This is a genomic window from Evansella halocellulosilytica (assembly GCF_002335745.1).
In the GTDB taxonomy this organism is placed as follows: domain Bacteria; phylum Bacillota; class Bacilli; order Bacillales; family Salisediminibacteriaceae; genus Bacillus_CA; species Bacillus_CA halocellulosilytica.
The window spans coordinates 4,731,935-4,754,189 of sequence record NZ_NIST01000001.1; the positions used below are offsets into that span (position 1 = coordinate 4,731,935).

A 22,255-nucleotide genomic window follows, 5' to 3' on the forward strand; every position below is an offset into this window, starting at 1 on the left:
ACCTTGAAAAAAAATGGGAACCTGGCATATATCATACTCATCTATGAAACCTTTACTTAACTACGCCATTTATACTGACCGCTGGTAATTTATAAAAATACGTACTGCTAGTAAAACAGCTATAACTAGGAAAGTAGCTAATAAAGTCAGGTTTAATGAAACAACATTCCAATTAACAGTTGCTCCAAGTGCTTCACGCCCTGCTTCAATTGACCAATTAACCGGGTTGAAACTTGCCATCGTCTGAATCCATTTCGGAACAAGATCAAGAGGCATAAATAAACTCGATAAAAAAATAAGTGGCATCGTTAATAAATTTCCAGCTGAAATAATTCCTTCTTCTTTTCGAACTACAAGGCTAAGTGCAATAGACAGAGCACCAAAAGCCATCCCTAACAGGACACTTGCGACGATTAATACGACAATTCCGGAAATCCCACCTGAAAATCTAGCTCCCATTGCAAAAGCTAACCCGATAATGATCAGAGCTTGAACGATCATCGTAACGCCATTTTGTAACAAGGGTCCGAAAATAATCGGAGTCCGTTGTACAGGCGATACGAGGAAACGGTTTAGCACTCCTTGCTTCAAATCGACAACCGTACTCATCCCTACAAAGTTGCCAGCTAAAAGAGTGCTCATCACTACGATTCCTGGGCTGAAAAATTCTAAATACGAATTTGAGGAAAATCCTGGTATTTGTACAATACTGCTAAATAATGAACTAAATAATAGAAGCCATAATATAGGTTGAATTAAGTTTATCCCAATTAAAAACGGAGATCGAGAAACCCCTCGTAATTGCCTAGCCATCATAAACCAAGAAAGTGTTACCACCTTCATGTAATCAACACCTCTTTCTTTTGTGCATCATGAAACGTACGTCCTGTATACCGCAAATAAACATCGTCAAGAGAAGGGCGTGAAATCGTTGCTGAATTGACATAAATGCCCGTCTTTTCTAATGTGCTCATGACAATGGGCATCGCCTCAGAACCATTTGCACAACGAAGGTACAAAGAAGCCCCCTCCCCTAGCACTTCTTGAATACACTCTATTTTCTCCAAAACTTTTACAGCATCCTCTGCACCGCCTTCCTTCATTTCCACTTGTAACGTATCTCCCTCTAATTGTCCTTTTAATGACTCAGCAGTGCCTTCTACAATCACCTTACCTTGTTCCATAATCGCCAATTGATCAGAAAGTTGGTCTGCTTCTTCTAAATAGTGAGTCGTTAATAATACAGTAAGTCCGTCTTCTCTCGCTAGTTGTTGAATGGTTTTCCAGAGTGAGGCTCGCGCTTCAGGGTCTAATCCGGTCGTTGGCTCATCAAGAAATAAAATTTTTGGTCGATGAATAAGCCCCATCGCTAAATCTAACTTTCTCTTCATTCCTCCCGAATAAGTGCGACTTAACCGATTAGCAAATTGTGATAATTCAAATCGATCGATCATTTCTGAAACTCTCATTTTAAGTTGACTCCCCTTAAGCCCGTATAAACGTCCTTGTAACATTAGATTTTCAATTGCAGAGAAGTCACCATCAACAGCTGACTGCTGAGCAACGTAACCTACCATTTTCCTGACTTCCGTTGGCTCTTTTACTACATCAACTCCAAATAATGTTACTGTGCCACCATCAGGCTGAGCGAGTGTTGTCATGATTTTTACAGCAGATGATTTTCCGGCACCGTTCGGTCCAAGTAATCCGAAAACTTCCCCACGTTTTACTGAAAAGCTTAACCCGTCTAACGCTAAGACGTTTTTATATTTTTTCGTCAGTCCGCACACTTCAATGACTGCTTTATTCTCCATGTTCACTCTCCCTTTCGTCTAAAACCACCATAGCTTTCTCAATAAACTGCATGACATCTTGGTCCATTGGGTAAGAAGCCATTCCTTCTTTTTGGTCTTTCATAGCAGCCCACATTTTTGAAAGTAACTGTTCGTCGTGACCAAACATTTTATGAACTTGTTCCATCCAGCGTTTTACTATCCGTTGGGATTCCTCCGAGGCGGGATCTTTATCAAGATGTTCTTTAACCTCTTGAATAATATCAATCCACTCCTTATTCATGTCATCCGAGTGCTTATCTTGCATTGTGATAATCTTCTCCAATTCTTCTTTGCTAAAATATTCTTCATAAAGTTTAAACGGTCCGTTTGGATTTTCTTGAAACACATGAATGATGTCAAAAATGACAGACCACTTTACTTCTTTTTCAAATTCAATGGAATACATGATCCCTTTCAATGATTGTTCTAATACAGACAATTCCACCTTTTTCCTTTGTACGTATTCTAGTTGTTGTTCTACCGAATGCTTCCACGTTGGTACAGACCCTTTTAAAATCGCTTTAATTTTTTGCAATGAAAAACCCATATATTTCAAAGCTAAAACTTGTTGTAAACGAATAACGTCCTTTTCCTCATACAATCGATGACCTCCAGATGTCGTTGACGAAGGTGATATTAACTTAATTTCATCGTAGTAATCTAAAGTCCGCACTGTAACTCCCGTTTTTTTTGATAGCTGACCAATCGTATACATTTTTCTCCCCCCTCCCAATTTCAGTTTCATTATAAAATAGCACGTAACGTGTGATTCAAGTAGAAATTTCCAAAAAAATTAAAAAATTCCGGCCCTTAGTTTAATAACGATTTATCACACTAAAGCCGGACATATAATAAAGCAAGCAAATTCGACAAAGCCTATTTATTCATCATCAAATAAATACACCTTTCCACTCTCTTTCATTATCAGGTCAGCCATCATTACTTATTCCATGTAGTTTATTTCCAATGCTTGGTCAAATCTCTCCATGCAAAAATCTCCTCAAATCGTAATCATTACGATATAATACCGTTATTAGTTATAAACAATTAACAAAGGAGTAAAAACATGCCACTACATCTTAAAAAGACATTACCAAATAAACAAGAACGACATAAACTGTTTGGTTCTGTGCCACCGATAAATGGAACGAAATCAACCAAAAAAGAAGACATGCCCGACTTACAAAATAAATCGGACGATTACCTTTTCCCTATAGAAAATGTAGGAATATGCAATGTCAAACATCCGATACACATCACTTCTGAGCTGCGTCCTGAACAGCAAACTACAATAGGACAATTTACGTTAACAACTAGCTTATTCCAACAATCTAAAGGGATTAATATGAGCAGGCTGACCGAGCTTTTGCAAGAATACGAGGAGAAAAAATGGAAATTAGATCTTGTCAATCTGTCTGAATTCAGCAAGGAAATGACAAAACGAATGGAACAAGTCCAAGCCGATGTTGAAGTACATTTTCCATGGTTTTTTGAGCGCAAAAGCCCTGCAACAGAAAAAAGCGGGCTCATGCACGCAGACATGTGGATGAAATCTTCTTATGACACAGAAAGCGATAACACGACAGCTTCTATCGGAATATCCGGAGCAGTTACGACATTGTGCCCATGCTCCAAGGAAATCAGCGAGTATTCTGCACACAATCAAAGAGGTATCGTTACGATCAAAGCTACTTTATATGAGCTCGTTCATTTTGATTGGAAAAAGACACTACTAGATGCGGTGGAAACAAATGCAAGTGCTCTCATACACCCTGTTTTGAAACGTCCTGATGAGAAGATCGTGACAGAACATGCATATGAGAACCCTAGATTTGTAGAAGATTTATGTCGTTTAATTGCAGCAGACTTATATGAGTTGAACTTTATTCGCTCTTTTGAAGTTGAGTGTAGAAATGAGGAATCTATTCATCTTCATGATGCAGTAGCAAAGCTTTCCTTCTCCAAAGAAAAGGAATAATCGTCGCAGCCAAACCTACTACATAACGATCGATCGCATCAGGTCGAACATGTCATAGAAACTCTTGATTTCGTCGTAGTTGCTCGCATTTTATATAACTTTTTTTGAATGGTGGTATAAAACTCGTTATTAGTTCCGTCAAGAGTTGAATCCTCGCTTCTTGGCGGTACAAAAATCTTTTATTGGACCGCCAAGACATGAATCCGTGCTCCTTGACGGTACAAGAAGCTTTATTTTGACCACCAACAGAAGAGGACATGTTCCTTGGCGGTAGAAAAAACAGTAACTGAACTGAGCATAACTAGGCGGTGCAATAACCTAGTAATGATACCGCCTAGTGGGGAGTTTCAGTCTCTATGCGCTACTATTAACAGTATGATCGTAAGAACATTAACTAATAATGAGCATCCATAAATATAGTCCGGTTAACGTAATAAATAAAGTTGGAATCGTTAAAATAATGCCGACTTTGAAGTAATACCCCCACGAAATTTTTACACCTTTCAACGACAAAACATGGAGCCAGAGCAATGTAGCCAATGAACCGATAGGTGTTATCTTTGGTCCTAAATCCGAACCGATGACATTTGCATAAATAAACGCATCCTTAATCGGACCTGATACCGCTGCATCATTAATTGCTAATGCATTTATCATAACTGTTGGCATGTTGTTCATGACTGACGATAAAATCGCAGCAATAAAGCCCATAGAAATTGTCGCTACAAACATCCCTTGGTCAGCCGCAGATTCTAAGACGGTTGCTAATACATCGGTTAATCCAACATTTCTTAAGCCATAAACGACAACATACATGCCAATAGAAAAGACGACGATCGCCCATGGTGCCCCTTTCATAACAGTTCCAGTATTGACAGCCGGGCTTCGTTTAGCCATAACTAAGAAGAAAATAGCGATTACACCGGCAACAAAGGACACAGGGAATGTCCGTTCTTCTCCAGAAATCGGTCCGGTAATATGAATAAATTCACTTGCAAAATATCCGATGAGAAGAAGTCCTAATACAAACCAAGACACTTTAAACATCTTCGGGTCTTTTATCGCCTCTTTCGGCTCCTTCAACATATCCATTTCATATTTTTTCGGTATGCTTTTTCGGAAATATAAATAAAGTACTAAAATGCTCGCTCCTAACGCAAAAAAGTTCGGTACAATCATATAAGTTGCATATTCAACAAAGCCAATTCCAAAATAATCAGCTGAAACAATATTGACTAAGTTACTCACAATTAATGGTAAAGACGTCGTATCTGCTATAAAACCACTTGCCATAATAAACGGCAAAATCATCGCTTCTTTGAAACGCAAAGCACGGACCATCGCTAATACGATCGGTGTTAATATTAATGCTGCACCATCATTTGCAAAAAATGCAGCTACTACAGATCCTAACACCGATACGTAAATAAACATTTTAATGCCATTTCCTTTTGCTACGCGTGCCATATGTAAGGCGGACCATTCAAAGAACCCGATTTCATCTAGAATTAATGAAATAATGATAATAGCAATAAACGTTAAAGTAGCATTCCAAACGATACCAGTCACTTCTGCAACATCATAAAAATCGACTACACCGACTAGTAGCGCAAGGGTAGCACCAATCGTTGCTGACCAGCCAATCGATAATCCTTTTGGCTGCCAGATAACAAGTGTCAGCGTGAATAAAAAGATCACAGATGCTAAAATAATTGATGTCATGTTTGACCTCCTATTAACTCACATTTTACTTTTAAGCCCGAGTGCTTTAATGCTGTGATTGAATCTTTTTGAGAAGGTAATTGCTGAAGAATCTCATACAAAAATGGATAGTCCTCCGAACGCTCGTTTAATCGATAAAAAAGCCACTGGTTTTGACGACGAGCAACAATTAATTCTTCTTCTTTTAACTTACGAAGATGCTGACTAACAGCAGGCTGACTCATTTGTAAAACCTCTTGAAGTTCGCAAACACAGAGCTCTTCCTCTTTTAATAATAAAAGCAACTTTAAACGGTTCGGATCACTTAAACATTTAAACAACTTAGCGTATGACGACAATTCCATCAGTCTTCCCCTCCATTGAATATTCATTTTTCATCCTCACACAGTATATAATGATTCACTTATATAATCAATCGATTATATGCAAATCTTTTGTAAAAATACATGTAATCCGAGAATCTTACAATTGTGCTCGCTCATCTAGTCCTCAGTCTATGTAAAAACAAAAACTGCAGCCCTGATTTCATAATCAGTTTACTGCAGTATGATGGCGATACTATTCTCTGTTTAAGAAGGCATAATCCAAACAATCTCTTGAATCCGAATAAAAAATGAAGCTTCTCCAGTTTGGATGACAGCATGATCTGGCTTGACGTCTGCTACCTTCCCTCTCACACTGCCTTTTGTAGTTTGCACAACTACACGGTTTCCGATCATTGATTGTAATGTATGCACAACAAAAGGATCACATAATGAAACGTACGCTACTTCCCCATCTCTTTCTTCGTTATCATATTGCTCATCATACTGATTATCCATTCCATAATCCCTCCCTCTTCTTTGCACCAATGCCATCATATGCCTAAATGAAAAAAAAGTGTGGGCATGAGCGGATGAAAATCAGGCTTTAGCCTGCAAACATATGAATCTACTTTGACAATTGACCAGGGAATAATTTTAATAGCGACGAGTAACCGCAGGAGCAACGAGTGTTTCTTCGCTGAATTCTCTACGAGCTGCTTCGACGCATTCTCTTCTTCGATTAATCTTGTAGAGGAAGAAGCACATAGTCTGCGACGAGTAACCGCAGGAGCAACGAGCGTTTCTTCGCTGAATTCTCTACGAGCTGCTTCGACGCATTCTCTTCTTCGATTAATCTTACAGAGGAAGAAGCACAGTATACCTTCCAACTATTCGTTACTTTTAAAGAGATTTCACGAATACAAGCCTTAAAGGTTTATTTTCACACAGGCAGAGCCTGTGGTTTAAAAAGACTATAATGAAAAGCTTGGGTTTCCAGATTGTCGAGAAACCCACACTTTTTTGAGAAGTGCGGGTTTCTCTTTATTATTTTCGTCAGAAGAAATTTGCTCACCCTACGGTGAAGAATGGCCGAAACCACCTCTTAGCTCGCTGAGAGGTGGTTTGCGATCTTCTAACCCTTTACATAAGGGAATGGTTAAGTAGCCCCGCGTCTAATCCGACAGCTTCCACATTAAAACCAAATGTCTTTATCTGACGGTCAATACGGCAGGGAATCATGTATGTTTCCTGTCTAAATAGGAAACGATGGATGTTCTAGGTTGATTGAAGAACGAAAGGCCGGCGACTCCAATGGGATCAGCACAGTCTGAAAATCCATTCTGACGATGCTTCGCTGAGTCAGAATTAGTTGAAGACAAGCCCCATGGAAAGCGTCCGCCGGGAGGGATGAGATCGTGAGATATCATACTTTTCTTTTAAAAAAGGTTGTTAAGAATACTTTCTCAACATCCTGAAAAGCTTGGGTTTCCCCAAGCTTTCATTTATATTATGATGTTTTAAATTTACTAACTACTTGTTGCAGCTCTTCCGACATTTTCGATAATTGATTAGCTGATGCACTGACTTCTTCCATAGACGCATTTTGCTCTTCTGCAGAAGCGGCAACATTTTGTGTATGTCCAGCTGACTGCTGTGCCACTGATGTCGTTTCTTTTAATGAATTGAAAACATCTTCAGTGCCTGCATCGATTTGCTGGATAGCAGCCGTAACACCTTGGATTTGGCTCGATACACCGTGAATGGCTTTCGATAAATCCTCGAATGATTTTCCTGCCTCATCTACATAATTCATGCCCGATTCAACTGCTTTTCTTCCGTCATTTGTATAATCAACTGACTCTTTAACGTCCTCTTGAATTTTTGCGATGATGTCTGAAATATCACTCGTTGCATTTGAAGTTTGTTCCGCTAACTTTCTAACCTCATCAGCAACGACAGCAAAACCTCGTCCGTGTTCACCGGCTCTCGCTGCTTCAATTGCTGCGTTCAATGCCAGAAGATTTGTTTGCTCTGCAACGTCAGTAATTAAAGAAACGATGGAGCCAATTTTGTTAGACTGAACGGCTAACTCATTCACAGAAGTATCAATTTTCTCTGTAAGTGAATGAATCGTTTTCATTTGACCGACTGTGGAATGAATGACTTCTGTACCGTGTTCAGCTTTTTTCGCAGACTCAAGTGATGCATCATTAACATCTTGAATACTTGTAGAAATTTGCTCAACATTTTTTGACATGTCCTCGACAGTTTTCTCATTTTGTGATGCTTTTTCAACTTGCAGTTCAGCTCCACTTGAAACTTCTTGAATGGATTGGGTAATTTCTTCTGAAGCTTTACTCGTTTCATTTGAACTTGCGAGTAACTGTTCTGAGCTTGCTGCTACTTGTTCTGATGTATGACCAATTTGTGTAATCATATGTTGTAAATTGTCTACCATATTGTTGACCGCTTCACTCATCCGTCCTACTTCATCATTGGACCTGCTGTCAAGTCTTTCAACTGCAAGGTTCCCTGTACTGATCTCTTCAGTTGTTTTGACTACCCGGTTTAGCTGACGAGATATCATATTTGCTAAAAACGTAAAAATGACAACCCCAAAAACGATTATTAATCCAATCATGGCGAGAAGTGTAATCATATTAAAGTTTATTACGCTTTCTGCGCTTGCTTGTGCCTCTTCAGCTTCTGCTAAAATCAAATCAGATAAGGCTAATGCATCTTCAATAATTCCATGTCTAATATCTGCTAATTCACTAAGCATTCTTTCCTGTGCTGGCCCACGTGTATCAAAAATTTCTATCACTTTATCTTCAAAATCATTTAACTGTTCAGTCATTTGACGATATAAATTGAGTGAATGCTGGGAATATAAGCGACCATCCAATTGTTCCAAATTATTTTGCAAAGTGACTTCTTGCTCATCATAACGTTCTGTATCTATGACCGATCTAGACTGAACAGTCTCTTGAACGATAATATATTTAGAACGAATAACCGAACCAATATCAGTTGCGACAACTGCTCGTTCACTTTGAGCAGAAAAAGTAGCCATTTCACTTCTAATCTCATTCATTTGCAGAAAACTAAATCCTGCACCAACTAATAATAAAAGAACAATTAAGCCGAATGCTCCTAAAATTTTCATTCGAATACTAAAATTCTTCAAAAATGAAAACTTACTTGACAAAAACCTTTGCCTTTTTTTCGTTTTTACTTTTGTTGCTCTTTTTTTCGTCTTACTTAAAAAGCGTTTAATCACCTTATTCAACCTTCTTTCTATAATTCTAGTACTTTTAAACTACAATACATTCTATGTTCAAATTAGAGAACGAAAAAATAAAATGATGAATCAAAGTTAAAAAACATAGATTAAATCAAAAGGTACATGGTTTTTCCAATGCTCACACCCCGACCTTCCCATGTCTAAATACAGAAAATATGTAATAAATCGATAAAAACTGACAGATAATTAGTAAAATTATCTTAACACAAAAAATAGTCAAAAAGAAGGTGTTAATCACTACATTTTTCCTATGCACTTCTTTTACGTTTAAGTTTAATCATGTTTCACTAGTGTCATAATTCCTTTTATACGAATACCCATACTGTTTTTAATAATAATTAAAATATTCATAAAAGAAAAACACCTAGAAAAGTTCTAGGTGTAAATAGTACTATTTTTTAAATTGATTCAATGATTGCATTAAGTCTTCTGACATGCTCGAAAGCTGTTGTGAAGTAGCATTGATTTCTTCTAATGTTGCATGCTGTTCTTCTGAAGCTGCTGCAACAGATTGTGTTTCACTCATCGCTTCTTTCGCTAAATCATTGCTATGATTTGCTGTTGTAATCATTTTTTCTGTTTTTTGTCCTAACAGTTGAATCCCTTCAGCGACGTTTGTTACTTCCTCTGTCACTTTATTGATAGAAGAGGCAACTTTTTCAAACATCTCACTTACATTCCTTACAGCTTTCTCTCCATTTTCTACAGATTCATACCCTGCTGTCATCGATGTTGCAGATGTTTCAATCTCTTCTTGAATAGTGTCAATAATACCTTTAATCTCACCAGATGCATCTGTCGTTTGTTCAGCAAGTTTCCTTACTTCGTCAGCAACGACTGCAAAGCCTTTCCCATGTTCTCCTGCTCGAGCTGCCTCAATTGCCGCATTTAAAGCGAGTAAGTTTGTTTGTTCTGCCACATTTGAAATGAGTTCAACAATTTCGCCAATTTGTCCTGATTTTTGTGCAAGTTGAGCTATAGATTGCGACATTTTATCAGTCATCAATTTAATTTGTTCCATTTGCACCATACTTTCGCGCGCGACACTTTCTCCACTGACCGCAACCTCATTTGATTGTGTAGATGTATGGTTTACAGTTTGTAGTTTATTTGCATAATCAACTATCTCATTTGAAATGCCTTCGACAATCAGTTTATTATCATTTGCATAATTTACTTGAGTTTCAGCACCTTCTGCAACAGATTGAATGGATGCTGATATTTGTTCAGAAGCTTGACTTGACTCTTGAGCACTTGCTGTCATTTGTTCTGAAGAGGCAGCAAGTTGATCAGACATTCCACCAACTTTTTCAATCAATTCTCTTAGACGATAAACCATTTCATTCACTGCTGATCCTAATTCACCTAATTCGTCTTTCGAGTCTTCACGAAGCTCTTTTACTCGTAAATTCCCTTCGCTCACTTCTTTCGTCGTTAACACGACACGTTTTAACGTTTTCGTTATAAATTGACTAATCACGGTAAAGAGAGTTATACCAATTACTGTTGCAACAACTGTCGCGGTGACAAAAATCAGTCTTGTCATGCTTATCGACTCTGAGACCTGATTCGAAGCTATTTCAACATCATTATCCAAGTTCGCTAATATTTTCTCAAGATTACTAAGCATATCTTCCCGGTGCAGTGTAAGCTGCATCGCATCTCGATTTGAACCACCTGTAGTCGAATTCAATATTTGTGTCGCTACGATTTCAAATTGATCATAATGGCCTAAAAAGGAAGATAATAAGATTTGGTCTTCTTCTCTCGTTAATTGATCTTGTAAATAATCAACATACTGAGTAAATTGATCATTATACTCTTCATATTGGTCTTCTCTAATCGACCCAGTACGAATCGAGTCTGATAAAATAATAAATTGATCCCGGACATTTGCTGATAGCTCTTCTACACTATCAGCAACTTGTCTCGTGCGATCCATTTCCCCGACTTCAGATTCAATAACATACAGCTGAGAAAAACTTAACGAAAAACCAGCTAAAAATAAAACGATGACAAACCCCAATGCTAACAACATTTTCGTACGGATACGAAAATTTCTCCATTTTTTTAACATATTCTGTCTCCCTTAAAAATTTGTATGTAACGAAAAGCGATGAAATATATTTTTCTATGGAATATCATACCAAAGTCTTATGTATATTAAAATAATATATATTTGAAAATAAAATTATAATAATTAGTCCTATGTTTTCGACAAAGCCGCTCCTCAAACTAGTTTAAAGCACAATATAACTTAATCATTCTATAATTCAGATATTTCTGACAACAAAAAAAGACTTCTCATATTTAAAAAAGCCTTTTTAATAAAGTAGCTCAAAACTCAAATATTCACTTTTTTAAAATAGTTTCTTTGTTTTTTCTTCTTATGACTATTACTTCTCATCATCCGCAACATTTAGTCTCTCCTTTTAGCCAAAGCCATTAACGTTATTTCTCAACTTCATAAGCGTAGATTTAATATCCTATTTCGTTTCTTGTTATAATCAATTATAATAAGGACATCTTTACTGACGTAAATGTATTCGAGGTGACAAGATGACAAACCGTCAAAAGCTATACATAGTTGCTGGAGGAGCTGTTATTGTTATTTTAAGCGGAGTGCTGTTGTACTTATACAATACTGATCCGGTAACAAATCCAGCTGAAAGAGAGAACGGACAAGAAACAGCAGAAGCAAACGGAACAGATGAGTCGGAAGGTGGAGTAGATATCAATATTGACGGAACTGATGAAAACTCGAGTGACTTATTGAATGACGATGAGGAGATCGATGAGAGTGAATATAGTGAGCATGCTGAAACTGCCATTCGTGAGGCAAATTTATCTGTGTATGAAGAGCCTTCTGAACAATCTTTTTACGACCACGCAATCTTAAATCAAGAATATTCAATGTTAATTGATGAAGTATTTTTAGAAGAAGGTACGATTGAATTCGATGCCCAGCTATCATCAAAGGAATTAGTCTCTTGGTTAGAAATCGCCGAAGAACATGGAAACTTCACATACGATGAGAGCAGATTTCTCTCTTTTATAGAGGAAGAAGGATTTAAAGAAGATATGGAAAATAGTGCTTTTGTTTTAGTAGAAGAATTAGAGACTGAACATGAGCTCCATGCAATACGCAACCTTGAAACGAGATACTTAAAGTCTTTCATATGGAATGAAGTAAAGTCTCAAATCAAACAAAACGAGAGTATGGAAGAAGGGGAAACAGAAGAAGAATATGAGTTTAGGGTTTACCACGAGTTTGAACAGGATGTCATGGATCACCTTATCGAAAATAACCCTCAATTTTTAGAAGAAGAAATGTAACGAACAAAAGCGCACTCTCCTTACCTAAGCTTGCTTAATCCTTATCTTGAATCCCTTAGTCGCTGTTAGAAAATTACCTACAGGTATTATACATTCTATTAATCAGGTTCTAAGTCAAATGTTGGGGTGGGAGCCTCGATCTCCCTCCCCTTTATCCAACTTGAATTGTTTTTCCTTTTAATTGGTGATGTAATAGTACTCGCATTCGCAAACGATCATAACGTTTAAAACCAAATGCATTGCGCTTAATTACTTTCGTTTGGTTGTTCAGCCCTTCTATTGGGCCGTTGGTAAATCCGAAAGTAAAACTGTTAATAATCTCTGTTTCCCAGTTTTTTAATGTTTGTATCGCTTTCGTGAACTCCTTCATTCCTGACTCATCTACTAGCTTATAAAAGTTATGTAGCCCTCGCTTCACGCTTAGTCCCTCTTTTGAGCCAGCTTGCTTCGCTTCTTCAAACCATAATCTGAAGGCTTCTTTTAACTTATAAGCATCTCTCAACTCACTGGAAAGGTTCAAATATCTCTCTAAGTACCAATGTTGTCTTTCAGTCAATTCTTCGAATTTTTTATTAAACACATGCTTCATTCTCTTACACTTCTTACGGTCGTAGTCATGAAAGTCTTTTTGAACTCTTCTTCTAACACGATCTAACGCCCAAAAAATATAGCGACAAAAATGAAAGCGATCTGCGATAATAACAGGGCTACCAAGTGCCTTTTTAACAGCGGACTTAAATGAGTAACTCATATCCATAACGACCATCTTTACCCGGCTGCCTTTTCTTAGTAAATAATCTTTTACAGTCTTAACCGAACGATCCGGTAGAATATCTAATGGTTCACCGGTCTCCCCATTCGCTATGATCACTTGGTATTTACCTTTGTTTGTATCCCCTTTGTACTCATCTATAGCGATTACCTGTGGAAGTTCTTCTACCTCTTTAAACATCGGAGTTGAAATCTGATCAAACCGTCTCATAACAGTTGTTGGTGACGTGTGGAACTGTCGAGCTGTATCCTTGAAGTTCTTCGCTTGAATGATACGAAGCCCCAGCGCCTGATTCCATTCCATAGAATGACGCTGATACCGTTCAACTACACGTGTCTTCTCAGGAAATTTCTTTCCACAGGAACATACATAGCGCCGTTTTCTATAGAACAAAAAGCTATTTCTTTCAAACACTTTCAAGTGTTGAATCTTCTGAGTTCGATAATCATGAACACGCCTTGTCACTTCACTGCAGGCAGGGCAACGGTGGCGTTTTCTTTCCATCTCCACGTGGAGATGGAGAGCTCCTTCAACTACTTCCGATTTTGTTACAATCATATCTTCTAAGCCAGGGAAATTCATGATAAAATGCATATGCACGCAACTCCTATCCTTGTTCTTGTTTTTCGACAACTCAAGTTTAAAGGATTTTGGAGATTGCGTGTTTTTTTATGCTTAAATGTTTGAAAACCCCAACATATATTTTAGAGCCATTAATCATAAACAAGGGGCTGGGACAAAACCCAGTTAATAAGAGTGGCACTCACCGTCGGTGAGTGCCATTTCTTCTTTTTCAGTTATTCATATTATATTTTGGGTTGATTGTTTCAAAAAACACTCGCTTGCCGCGGGCAAGGCTTCAGCTAATCGGGGTAAAATCGCCCCGATGGATCTTCTGCTCCTGCGGTTACTCGTCGCACAAGAGAAAGCTCTTGCTTTTCCCGCAGGCGTCTCGTGATTTTGACAATCAACTTGGATAAGTCCGTCTAGTTTATACGTATACACAAAAAGGATACCTTCTGATAAAGTTAAAGTATCCACACAAAAACAGAATCGGAGGTATCCTTATGTATAAAGATTATAACATGAATCAAATCATTTTGCCGATGGATTTAGCCTATAAACTTCAGGAAAATGATATCGCTTTTGCCGTGAATGATATGGTAGAAGCCATCCCCGATGAGGCATTCAGTGGATTTTTACGTACAACGGGCTGTCCGGCCTATCATCCCAGAATGATGATGAAGATCATCCTTTGCGCCTATACACAATCTGTCTTCTCTGGGAGAAAAATTGAGGAGCTTTTGAAAGACAGTGTTCGGATGATGTGGCTGGCGCAAGGGTATGAACCAAGCTACCGTACGATCAACCGTTTTAGGGTACACCATGAAGTCCAAGAATTACTACGTCAGTGTTTCGTTCAATTCCGTTGTCAGCTGGTTAAAGAAAAGGTGATTGAAGATGAATCGATCTTCATCGATGGCACAAAGATTGAGGCAAATGCAAATAAGTTTACGTTTGTCTGGCGTAAATCCGTTGAAAGGTACAGCACCCGTTTAGTTGAGAAATCCAATCAACTCTATGAGGAACTTCTAGAACATGAGATCATTCCTGCAATAGAACGGGATAGCCAAAAAGAACTGTCTAACAAGGAGCTCGAAGAGGTCGTTCAGAAGTTGGATGAAACCATTGAAGGTTACGATAACCGGATTGAAACGACTCAAGACACACAGAAACGAAAACAACTTCGCTCAGAACGGAAAGCACCTAAACAGTACCGTAAAAAGTTCAAGGATTTTGCCGCGCGTAAACAAAAATACAAGCAGGATCTTGCGACCCTGGGAGATCGAAACAGCTATTCCAAGACAGACCATGATGCCACGTTTATGCGGATGAAAGATGACTACATGAAGAATGGTCAACTGAAAGCCGGATATAATCTTCAAATTGCAACCGAAGGACAATATACGCTCGCTTATGACATATTTCCAAATCCAACTGATACTCTGACGTTGATCCCTTTTTTGAATACAATTGAAAAAGGTTTCTTTTCGTTGCCATCATTTATCGTTGCGGATGCCGGTTATGGCAGCGAACAGAATTATGATGATGTGTTAAACAACCGCCAACGGATGCCACTCATCACCTACAGCATGTATCGAAAAGAGAAGAAAAAAGCGTATAGAAACAATGCTTTTAACGTAGCCAATTGGCATTTTGATCAGGAGGGTGAAACATTTATCTGTCCAAATGGTAAGAGAGTAAATTTCCGGTATACTTCGAATAAGACAGATAAAGCAGGGTTTCAACGCACGTTTAAGGTTTATGAATGTGAAGACTGTTCCGAGTGTCCCTTGCGGGCACAATGTACAAAGGCCAAAGAGGGAAATAACCGAAAGGTTTATTACAATGAAAAATGGGAGAACCAAAAAGCTTATATTCGTGAAGTGCTTTCGGAACAGAAAACAGGCGAGATTTACGGGAAACGTAAAATCGATGTCGAGCCAGTCTTCGGGTTTCTGAAGGCTAATTTGCATTTCACCCGAACGTCGGTGAGAGGCAAAAAGAAGGTAAAAAATGAATTAGGATTTGCACTTATGGCGGTGAACTTGAGAAAGTACACCGCCCGACAGTCTCATCAACCTATTTTAGGTCAACAAAACGGTGCCAACTATCGAAAAGCGATAATTGACACCGTTTTTTACTTAATTTGAGACTGTTTTGTCCCAGCCTCTTTATTTATATTGTGTAAAATCAACCTCAAACGATTCATACATAGATTCATCAACGCTGTCTCGGACCACCAAAACCGCTTCATCTGAAAATGATAGTTCTGATACATCAAAGTAAACTGTTTTTAGTGTGCCTTTACTAGAAATGGATTCATTCATTGGAATAATCGATTCGTCTCCTTGTTGAAGTTCAAGATCATAAATATAACCGGCATTGCCATTGAAACGTGCAGAAAACGATATATATTGGTCCATTAGATCCATTTTTACTTCTTTTGTAGTGACTGTTCTTCCATATCGATCAAATGTCTCTCGAGCTAATTGTTGAGCTTTTAAAAACGGCGTAATCATATACACAAATGCAATATCTTCTGAATCAACCGTCTCCTCTTTTTTCGGCAAAATATAAGATTCAATAGATATAACACTCTCTGTTCCTTCTTCTATCGCTTCATTAAGCTCTTCATCCGTTAAGTAAAAATAGTATGATTCGTCTTCAAATGAAAGGGGCAAAGACTCCTCTTCTTCCTCTTCATTTACTTCTCCGTATGTCGCTCCAGACACGAACTGGAATAAAAGGAATAGTAATACGAAGACAAACATTGTAATTGCTGAAAAACTTACGATCATTTTTTTTACCATTAATCATCCCGTCCTTCATTATTTGTCCATTATACAATGAAAAAAGACATAAATGTAGACGAAATGACAATCATTCTATTTTACTAGCAAATAACCCAACCCTCTAACTAGAAGCAATATTTCTAGTTAGTTTGACTCAACCTTTGTCCGGGATTCTGCTAACGGATCTTCAAGTACGGGAATATCAAAACCGTCTTTCAATCGTCCTATTTGATTGAAATCAGGGTGAACAACTAAACCAGCAGTATGAATATCCTTCACTGCAGCGAAAACTTTGTCAAACTCGCTGTCTAATGAAATATAAATAAGGTCAGCGTTCTGAGGAGTGCTAGAATCATGAACAACAATTTGATATCCTAACCTTTTCCATTTCTTCACTTCGGCTGATTGTCCGAAAACATAAAGCACTTTTCTTCTCGGTCCCTCTTTTTCATACACAACCGCACTAGAGACTGCCCACTCCTTCAATCGGTTTACCTGTTTCTCCTTCGTATTTGTTTCGGCAACACCGGTCGCTTTATTAAGTGCTTGCGCAAGATCATGTTCCAAATCGTCAATATCTTCAACTCCAACAGAGAGTCGAACGAGATCCTCTGTTACACCAGTTGAAACAATCTCTTCTTGTGACAATTGTTGATGGGTTGTACTTGCAGGGTGAATAATAAGGCTTTTTGCATCACCGACATTTGCAAGGTGTGACCAAAGATTTACATGTTTAATCAATTCTTTTCCAGCATCGATCCCGCCTTTAATTCCGAAGTTTAAGATGGATCCAAATCCATTTTTTAAATATTTATTAGCCTGGTCGTGAGCGGGGTGCTCCTCTAACCCTGGATAGGCTACCCACTCCACACTCGGATGTTCTTTTAAACGGTTAGCTAATCGTAACGTATTATCTTGATGTTTTTGGAACCGAAGCTGTAATGTTTCTAATCCTTGCAATAATAAAAAGGCATTAAATGGGCTTAAGCATGCTCCTACATCTCTCATTAATTGAACACGTAGCTTTAAAATAAAGGCTTGAGAACCTAGATCACGTGCATAAACTAACCCATGATAACTATCGTCAGGTTCAGTAAATCCAGGGAATTTTTCCGAATCCCAATTAAACCTGCCACCATCAACAACGATACCTCCAATTGCCGTTCCATGGCCTCCGATCCATTTTGTTGCCGAATGTATAACAATATCAGCCCCATGTTGCAACGGTTTACACGTTACTGGAGTCGCAAAAGTATTGTCGACAATAAGAGGAATCCCTGCATCATGTGCGATATCAGAGACTATGTCAAAATCAAGCACATATAAACTTGGGTTGCCAATCGTTTCAGCAAATATCGCTTTCGTTTTTTCGTTAATGGCCCCTCTTATTTCCGCTGGGTTGGTCGCATCAACAAACCGTACCTTAATACCGTACTTCGGCAATGTCTTTGAAAACAAATTGTATGTGCCGCCGTACAAATTCGAAGCTGCGACAATTTCATCACCAGCGTTAGCAATATTCAAGATTGTTAGCGTAATAGCTGCCATTCCTGAAGATGTGGCAAGTGCTCCAACGCCATCCTCTAATTGAGCAACTCTTTTTTCAAACACATCGACAGTTGGATTCATAATTCTGCTATAAATATTTCCTGGTTCTTGTAAAGAAAATAGCCTTTCTGCATGTTCAGCATCATCAAAAACGTAAGATGTCGTTTGATAAATCGGTACCGCCCTTGCATTTGTTGCACTGTCCGGCTCTTGCCCTCCATGCAATAAAATTGTATCCAGCTTTTGAAATTCAACGTTAGTAGTCATAAAAATTCCTCCTATTATTTTTTAGTAAAAAAAGAGACCCTCCTATAAGAAGAAGGTTCTCTATGCTCACGATTCCGCGTTCCTTCTCCTTATCTTCCAGAGCTTGATACTCTGCAGGATTTGGCACCTGGCATAAAAGATATTATGCTGGTTGCCGGGTTTCATTGGGCCAGTCCCTCCACCTCTCTAGATAAGGTATTTAATTTTAAACTGCACAGAATAATTAAAGTATGGCGACATTCTTTCTCTTACAAATGTAACAGGATTTACGATGGGTTATTCGAAATCGATATTTAATAACTTTTTTCTTCCAAATAAAAACCTCCCTGCCGGAAAACAGAGAGGATTGCTTTTAAAGGCAAAAGCATATTCTCTCATCTTCCAAAGTTTTATCACTTTGCAGGATTTGGCACCTCACTATTGATCATTAGTTGGTTGCCGGGCATCATCGGGCCAGTCCCTCTGCCACTCTTGATAAGAGGTATTCATGTTAAGCTATCTGATAATTCATTTTAGAATTATTTGAATATTAACACTTAATTTCATTTAGGTCAACAAATAAATAAATTATTTTATCTCAGATCCTGTCGTTTACAAGGAAAGTAATGAAAACGATTGCTGTTGTTTGAAAATATTTACTTTTTCCTTTTTCAAGAAAAGCTGTTGGGTAGTTCATACGGGTATGTTATACTTCGTCTGGTCTTGATTACAGTTTCTACAAATAAAATGTCTATTGTTGACAGTCCAATATTTTGAAGGAGGTTGTAAAGATGGCTCAATTATTTAAAGGGGTTCAAATCAAACCTATTTTGATCATTTTATTCGGTACGTTAATTTTCGGTTTCGGTATTATCCATTTTAATATGCAGCATGGGCTTGCACACGGAGGCTTTACTGGGCTCACACTAATCCTTTATTATCTATTTACAATTGAGCCTTCTTTGTCAAACCTTGTTTTGAATATTCCGCTGTTTATTATCGGCTATAAATTACTTGGCAGATTAATGCTAATTTACAGTATCATTGGAACCGTTGCTCTTTCAGCATCCTTAAGATTGTTTGAGTTATATCCTGTAACCGAACTGCCGCTGCAAAATGATATGATTCTCGTGTCGTTATTTGCAGGTGTTTGTACAGGAATCGGACTTGGAATGATTTTCAGAGCAGGCGGAACAACAGGAGGCGTCGATATTCTTGCTCGGTTAGCAAATAAATATACAGGTATGAGTTTAGGAACATTTATGTTTACATTTGATGCGGTCGTCATATCCGCTTCATTGATTCATTTGTCGATTGACTTAGCTATGTATACACTTGTGACTGTATTTATCGGCTCTCGTGTCATCGATTTTATGATTGAAGGCGCAAGTGCAGCAAAATCAGCGATGATTATCTCAAATAAAACAGATGAACTATCAAAAGCAATTATTCAACGGATGTCCAGAGGCTCAACTGTTTTAACTGGTAAAGGGAGCTTTACATCAGATGAGAGACAAATTCTTTATTGTGTTGTCAACCGTAACGAGCTCATTCAATTAAAAAAACTAATTGATGAAATCGACCCGTATGCGTTCTTCTCAGTAAATGATGTAAAAGAAGTTGGTGGAGAGGGGTTCACATTTGACCAAGAAAAACGTTCAATAAAAGTGTCATAAATTATAAGAAAAGCGCAAGGCGCCCGCCTATCGGCGACAAGCGATGGAGTCCCGACAGGAAGAAGTTCGAACTTAGACTTCAAGTGGCGGGGCGAAGCGACCTCGAGCCGATGGCGCCTGAAGTCTAGACAGCAATCGAGAGATTGATATTTTATACTTTCTTACTTAGTAACAAAAAAACGCACGAGGATGGCGGTCCTTGTGCGTTTTATATACATAACAGTTTTTATTTACACTTCATGCTTATGAATCCCGCGCCCTTGTGTAAATAGTGTCACAACGATTAAAACAATAAACGCTACCGGTACCGCGATAACGGCCGCATTTAATTCATATGGCTGTCCAAGTACAATTTCCCAAAGGAGGGTTGTTGTCACACCAGCAATCATCGAAGAAATTCCCCCGATTGCATTGACCTTTTTCCAGAAGAAAACGGCTAACACGGCAGGTGTCACCCCTGCACCATAAACGGTGTAAGCGTACATTTGTACACTTAATACGGTTGGGAAGTAGCTAATTAAGATAAATGATAGTACCCCTAAAACAACAATGAACATACGCGTCATCCAAAGCTGTCTCGCATCAGATGCATTAGGATTAATATAATTTTTATAGACGTCATATGTTAAGTTTGTCGCTGCAGATAATAAAAATGAATTTCCTGTTGTAATAATGAAAGATGCAGCAGAAGCTAATAACAGTCCACTTACTACTACTGGCATCACTAATGTCGTAGCCATCAGTGCCATTCCAGGATCAATGTCCGGGAAAATAGAACGTGAGGCAAAGGCGATAAAGCCAATCGCTGGTGAAATAATTAACATCGCGATAAACCAACCGATTTGACCGCGTTTAGCAGAACGGTCTCCTTTAGACGATGCAAGTCGTTGGTACATATTTTGGTCACCTAGTAATAAAAAGAGAGACGGTAATAAATATCCAAGTAGCTGCAGACTCGTTAATCCGCCTGTCGTTGTCATATGGGACTCAGGAACATTGGCAACGATTTGATCCCATCCACCTGCAACAACTAAAATTGTTGGCACAGCTATAATCAGTCCGCCAACCATTAAAAATCCACTAATCGCATCTGTTTGAGAAACAGACCGAAGCCCACCAATCATCGCTAAAAAGATAATCATGGCAGCACCAATAATCGTCCCTGTTTCTACAGAAATCCCAGTTGTCAAATTCAATATAAACCCTAAACCTTGCATTTGATATGATACGATCCCTACATAAGCAAGGATAATAATGACACTCGCAATATTACGGGAAGTTGTCCCATATTTCGCTTCTAATATTCCAGAGACGGTAAATTTCCCATACTCACGGATTTTAGGTGCAATAACATAAAGAACTAGAATACCAACTAATGTCGGAAGCATTAATAATAAAGCTGGAATAATTCCATAACTGTAAGCCATGGACGTTTCTCCACCTGAAATACTTCCACTTCCAGTCCACGTTGCAAGTAGTGTCCCCATTAATACTAATGGTCCGAGACTCTTACCTGCCAAAACAAAATCTTCACTGCCAGAAACTTTCTTTGATGTGAAGATCCCGATCGCAATCATGACGATCGCGTAAGCAACAATAAACCATAATAACGTCGGATCATGTTGTAGTTCCATTACAAAAAATCAGCTCCTAGTTATTTCATCGTGCTGTACGGTAATAAGAAATGTTCAAACATTTGCTTCGATTTAACTTCTTCGGTAACGGCAACGACGTTCTACTAACTTCCGTTTCGGCACAACGTTATTTAATCTATCATACTTCCGAATATATTAAAAACGGCTAAAAAGCTGATATTACCTTGTTTTTATCTCCTTCCGCAACAAGCTCAACGATTCACAATGTGAAAGTATTCCCATAATGTCACACGATTCAAATGTTGCTCTATTCTTATGAAAATTTCGAATATAACTTCTTCAGCTTAAAAAATATATTAATAAAATAATGCAAAAGTCCTAAATGAAGAAGTGTTCTTAAATCCACTTGTTTAATTACTTAATTTTAAAGTTATCCATCTCTATAAATAATTTACTAAGATAATTTCGACAGAAGTAATTTAGACAACCACGTATATACATTTATTTCTATAACTGTAAATTGTGATATGATATATACAATTTACAAAGGAGGCGTTTTTTATGCAAAGATTTCACTTAAAA

At 38.1% G+C, this 22,255-nt stretch carries 17 protein-coding genes and 2 riboswitches; of the genes, 4 read left to right on the forward strand and 13 right to left on the reverse strand.

Annotation, left to right across the window (positions count from 1 at the left end; genetic code table 11):
- Positions 1-69: 69 nt before the first annotated feature.
- From CD001_RS22430 to CD001_RS22440, 3 genes are read right to left on the reverse strand one after another with little or no spacing between them, the layout of a single operon-like run.
- Positions 70-843 (reverse strand): ABC transporter permease, encoded by a 774-nt coding sequence (locus CD001_RS22430; protein ID WP_096189835.1) that lies wholly within the window; start codon positions 841-843, stop codon positions 70-72.
- Positions 840-1,814: an ATP-binding cassette domain-containing protein gene (locus CD001_RS22435; protein WP_096189836.1), complete on the reverse strand. Its 975-nt coding sequence runs from the start codon at positions 1,812-1,814 to the stop codon at positions 840-842. The genes CD001_RS22430 and CD001_RS22435 overlap by 4 nt, the downstream gene beginning before the upstream one ends.
- Positions 1,804-2,550: a MerR family transcriptional regulator gene (locus CD001_RS22440; protein WP_096189837.1), complete on the reverse strand. Its 747-nt coding sequence runs from the start codon at positions 2,548-2,550 to the stop codon at positions 1,804-1,806. Before CD001_RS22440 ends, CD001_RS22435 begins: the two co-directional genes overlap by 11 nt.
- 351 nt (positions 2,551-2,901) lie before the next feature.
- Between CD001_RS22440 and folE2 the strand changes: the two genes are divergently transcribed.
- Complete coding sequence (folE2, locus tag CD001_RS22445) at positions 2,902-3,813, forward strand: GTP cyclohydrolase FolE2 (protein WP_096189838.1); 912 nt, start codon at positions 2,902-2,904, stop codon at positions 3,811-3,813.
- Between the two features lie 390 nt (positions 3,814-4,203).
- On the opposite strand, the gene CD001_RS22450 is transcribed toward folE2, so the two are convergent.
- From CD001_RS22450 to CD001_RS22470, 6 genes are all read right to left on the reverse strand, one after another.
- Positions 4,204-5,535: an arsenic transporter gene (locus CD001_RS22450; RefSeq protein ID WP_096189839.1), complete on the reverse strand. Its 1,332-nt coding sequence runs from the start codon at positions 5,533-5,535 to the stop codon at positions 4,204-4,206.
- Positions 5,532-5,879: an ArsR/SmtB family transcription factor gene (locus CD001_RS22455; protein WP_179298865.1), complete on the reverse strand. Its 348-nt coding sequence runs from the start codon at positions 5,877-5,879 to the stop codon at positions 5,532-5,534. The genes CD001_RS22450 and CD001_RS22455 overlap by 4 nt, the downstream gene beginning before the upstream one ends.
- A gap of 225 nt (positions 5,880-6,104) precedes the next feature.
- Positions 6,105-6,356: a YuzF family protein gene (locus CD001_RS22460; RefSeq protein WP_096189841.1), complete on the reverse strand. Its 252-nt coding sequence runs from the start codon at positions 6,354-6,356 to the stop codon at positions 6,105-6,107.
- 35 nt (positions 6,357-6,391) lie between these two features.
- Positions 6,392-6,727, reverse strand: coding sequence for a hypothetical protein (locus tag CD001_RS26120; RefSeq protein ID WP_142303629.1), 336 nt, complete (start codon positions 6,725-6,727; stop codon positions 6,392-6,394).
- A gap of 620 nt (positions 6,728-7,347) precedes the next feature.
- Positions 7,348-9,120, reverse strand: coding sequence for a methyl-accepting chemotaxis protein (locus tag CD001_RS22465; RefSeq protein ID WP_096189842.1), 1,773 nt, complete (start codon positions 9,118-9,120; stop codon positions 7,348-7,350).
- 415 nt (positions 9,121-9,535) lie between these two features.
- Entirely contained in the window at positions 9,536-11,221 is a 1,686-nt protein-coding gene (locus tag CD001_RS22470) for a methyl-accepting chemotaxis protein (RefSeq protein ID WP_096189843.1), read from the reverse strand.
- A gap of 482 nt (positions 11,222-11,703) precedes the next feature.
- On the opposite strand from CD001_RS22470, the gene CD001_RS22475 reads away from it, so the two are divergent.
- Positions 11,704-12,480 carry a hypothetical protein gene (locus CD001_RS22475; RefSeq protein WP_096189844.1) on the forward strand — a complete coding sequence of 259 codons (777 nt, stop codon included), beginning with the start codon at positions 11,704-11,706 and terminating at the stop codon, positions 12,478-12,480.
- A 151-nt stretch (positions 12,481-12,631) separates the two neighbouring features.
- Here the strand turns inward: CD001_RS22475 and CD001_RS22480 are convergent, their stop codons facing one another.
- Positions 12,632-13,852, reverse strand: a complete 1,221-nt coding sequence (locus tag CD001_RS22480; protein ID WP_096189845.1) for an ISL3 family transposase — start codon at positions 13,850-13,852, stop codon at positions 12,632-12,634.
- A gap of 467 nt (positions 13,853-14,319) precedes the next feature.
- Here CD001_RS22480 and CD001_RS22490 point away from each other — a divergent pair, with 467 nt between their 5' ends.
- Positions 14,320-15,966, forward strand: coding sequence for an IS1182 family transposase (locus CD001_RS22490; protein ID WP_257009824.1), 1,647 nt, complete (start codon positions 14,320-14,322; stop codon positions 15,964-15,966).
- A gap of 21 nt (positions 15,967-15,987) precedes the next feature.
- Here CD001_RS22490 and CD001_RS22495 read toward each other — a convergent pair whose 3' ends face one another.
- Entirely contained in the window at positions 15,988-16,626 is a 639-nt protein-coding gene (locus tag CD001_RS22495; RefSeq protein ID WP_096189847.1) for a hypothetical protein, read from the reverse strand.
- A 126-nt stretch (positions 16,627-16,752) separates the two neighbouring features.
- Positions 16,753-18,423 carry an O-acetylhomoserine aminocarboxypropyltransferase/cysteine synthase family protein gene (locus tag CD001_RS22500; protein WP_096189848.1) on the reverse strand — a complete coding sequence of 557 codons (1,671 nt, stop codon included), beginning with the start codon at positions 18,421-18,423 and terminating at the stop codon, positions 16,753-16,755.
- 86 nt (positions 18,424-18,509) lie between these two features.
- A riboswitch (SAM riboswitch) is annotated at positions 18,510-18,620 on the reverse strand.
- Positions 18,621-18,794: 174 nt separating this feature from the next.
- Positions 18,795-18,904: riboswitch (SAM riboswitch) on the reverse strand.
- Between the two features lie 289 nt (positions 18,905-19,193).
- Here CD001_RS22500 and CD001_RS22505 point away from each other — a divergent pair.
- On the forward strand, positions 19,194-20,078 hold the full coding sequence (locus CD001_RS22505) for a YitT family protein (protein ID WP_096189849.1): 885 nt from the start codon (positions 19,194-19,196) through the stop codon (positions 20,076-20,078).
- Between the two features lie 230 nt (positions 20,079-20,308).
- Here CD001_RS22505 and CD001_RS22510 read toward each other — a convergent pair whose 3' ends face one another.
- A complete protein-coding gene (locus CD001_RS22510) occupies positions 20,309-21,712 on the reverse strand; it encodes a sodium:solute symporter family protein (protein ID WP_096189850.1) in 1,404 nt (467 codons plus the stop codon).
- Between the last annotated feature and the right edge of the window lie 543 nt (positions 21,713-22,255).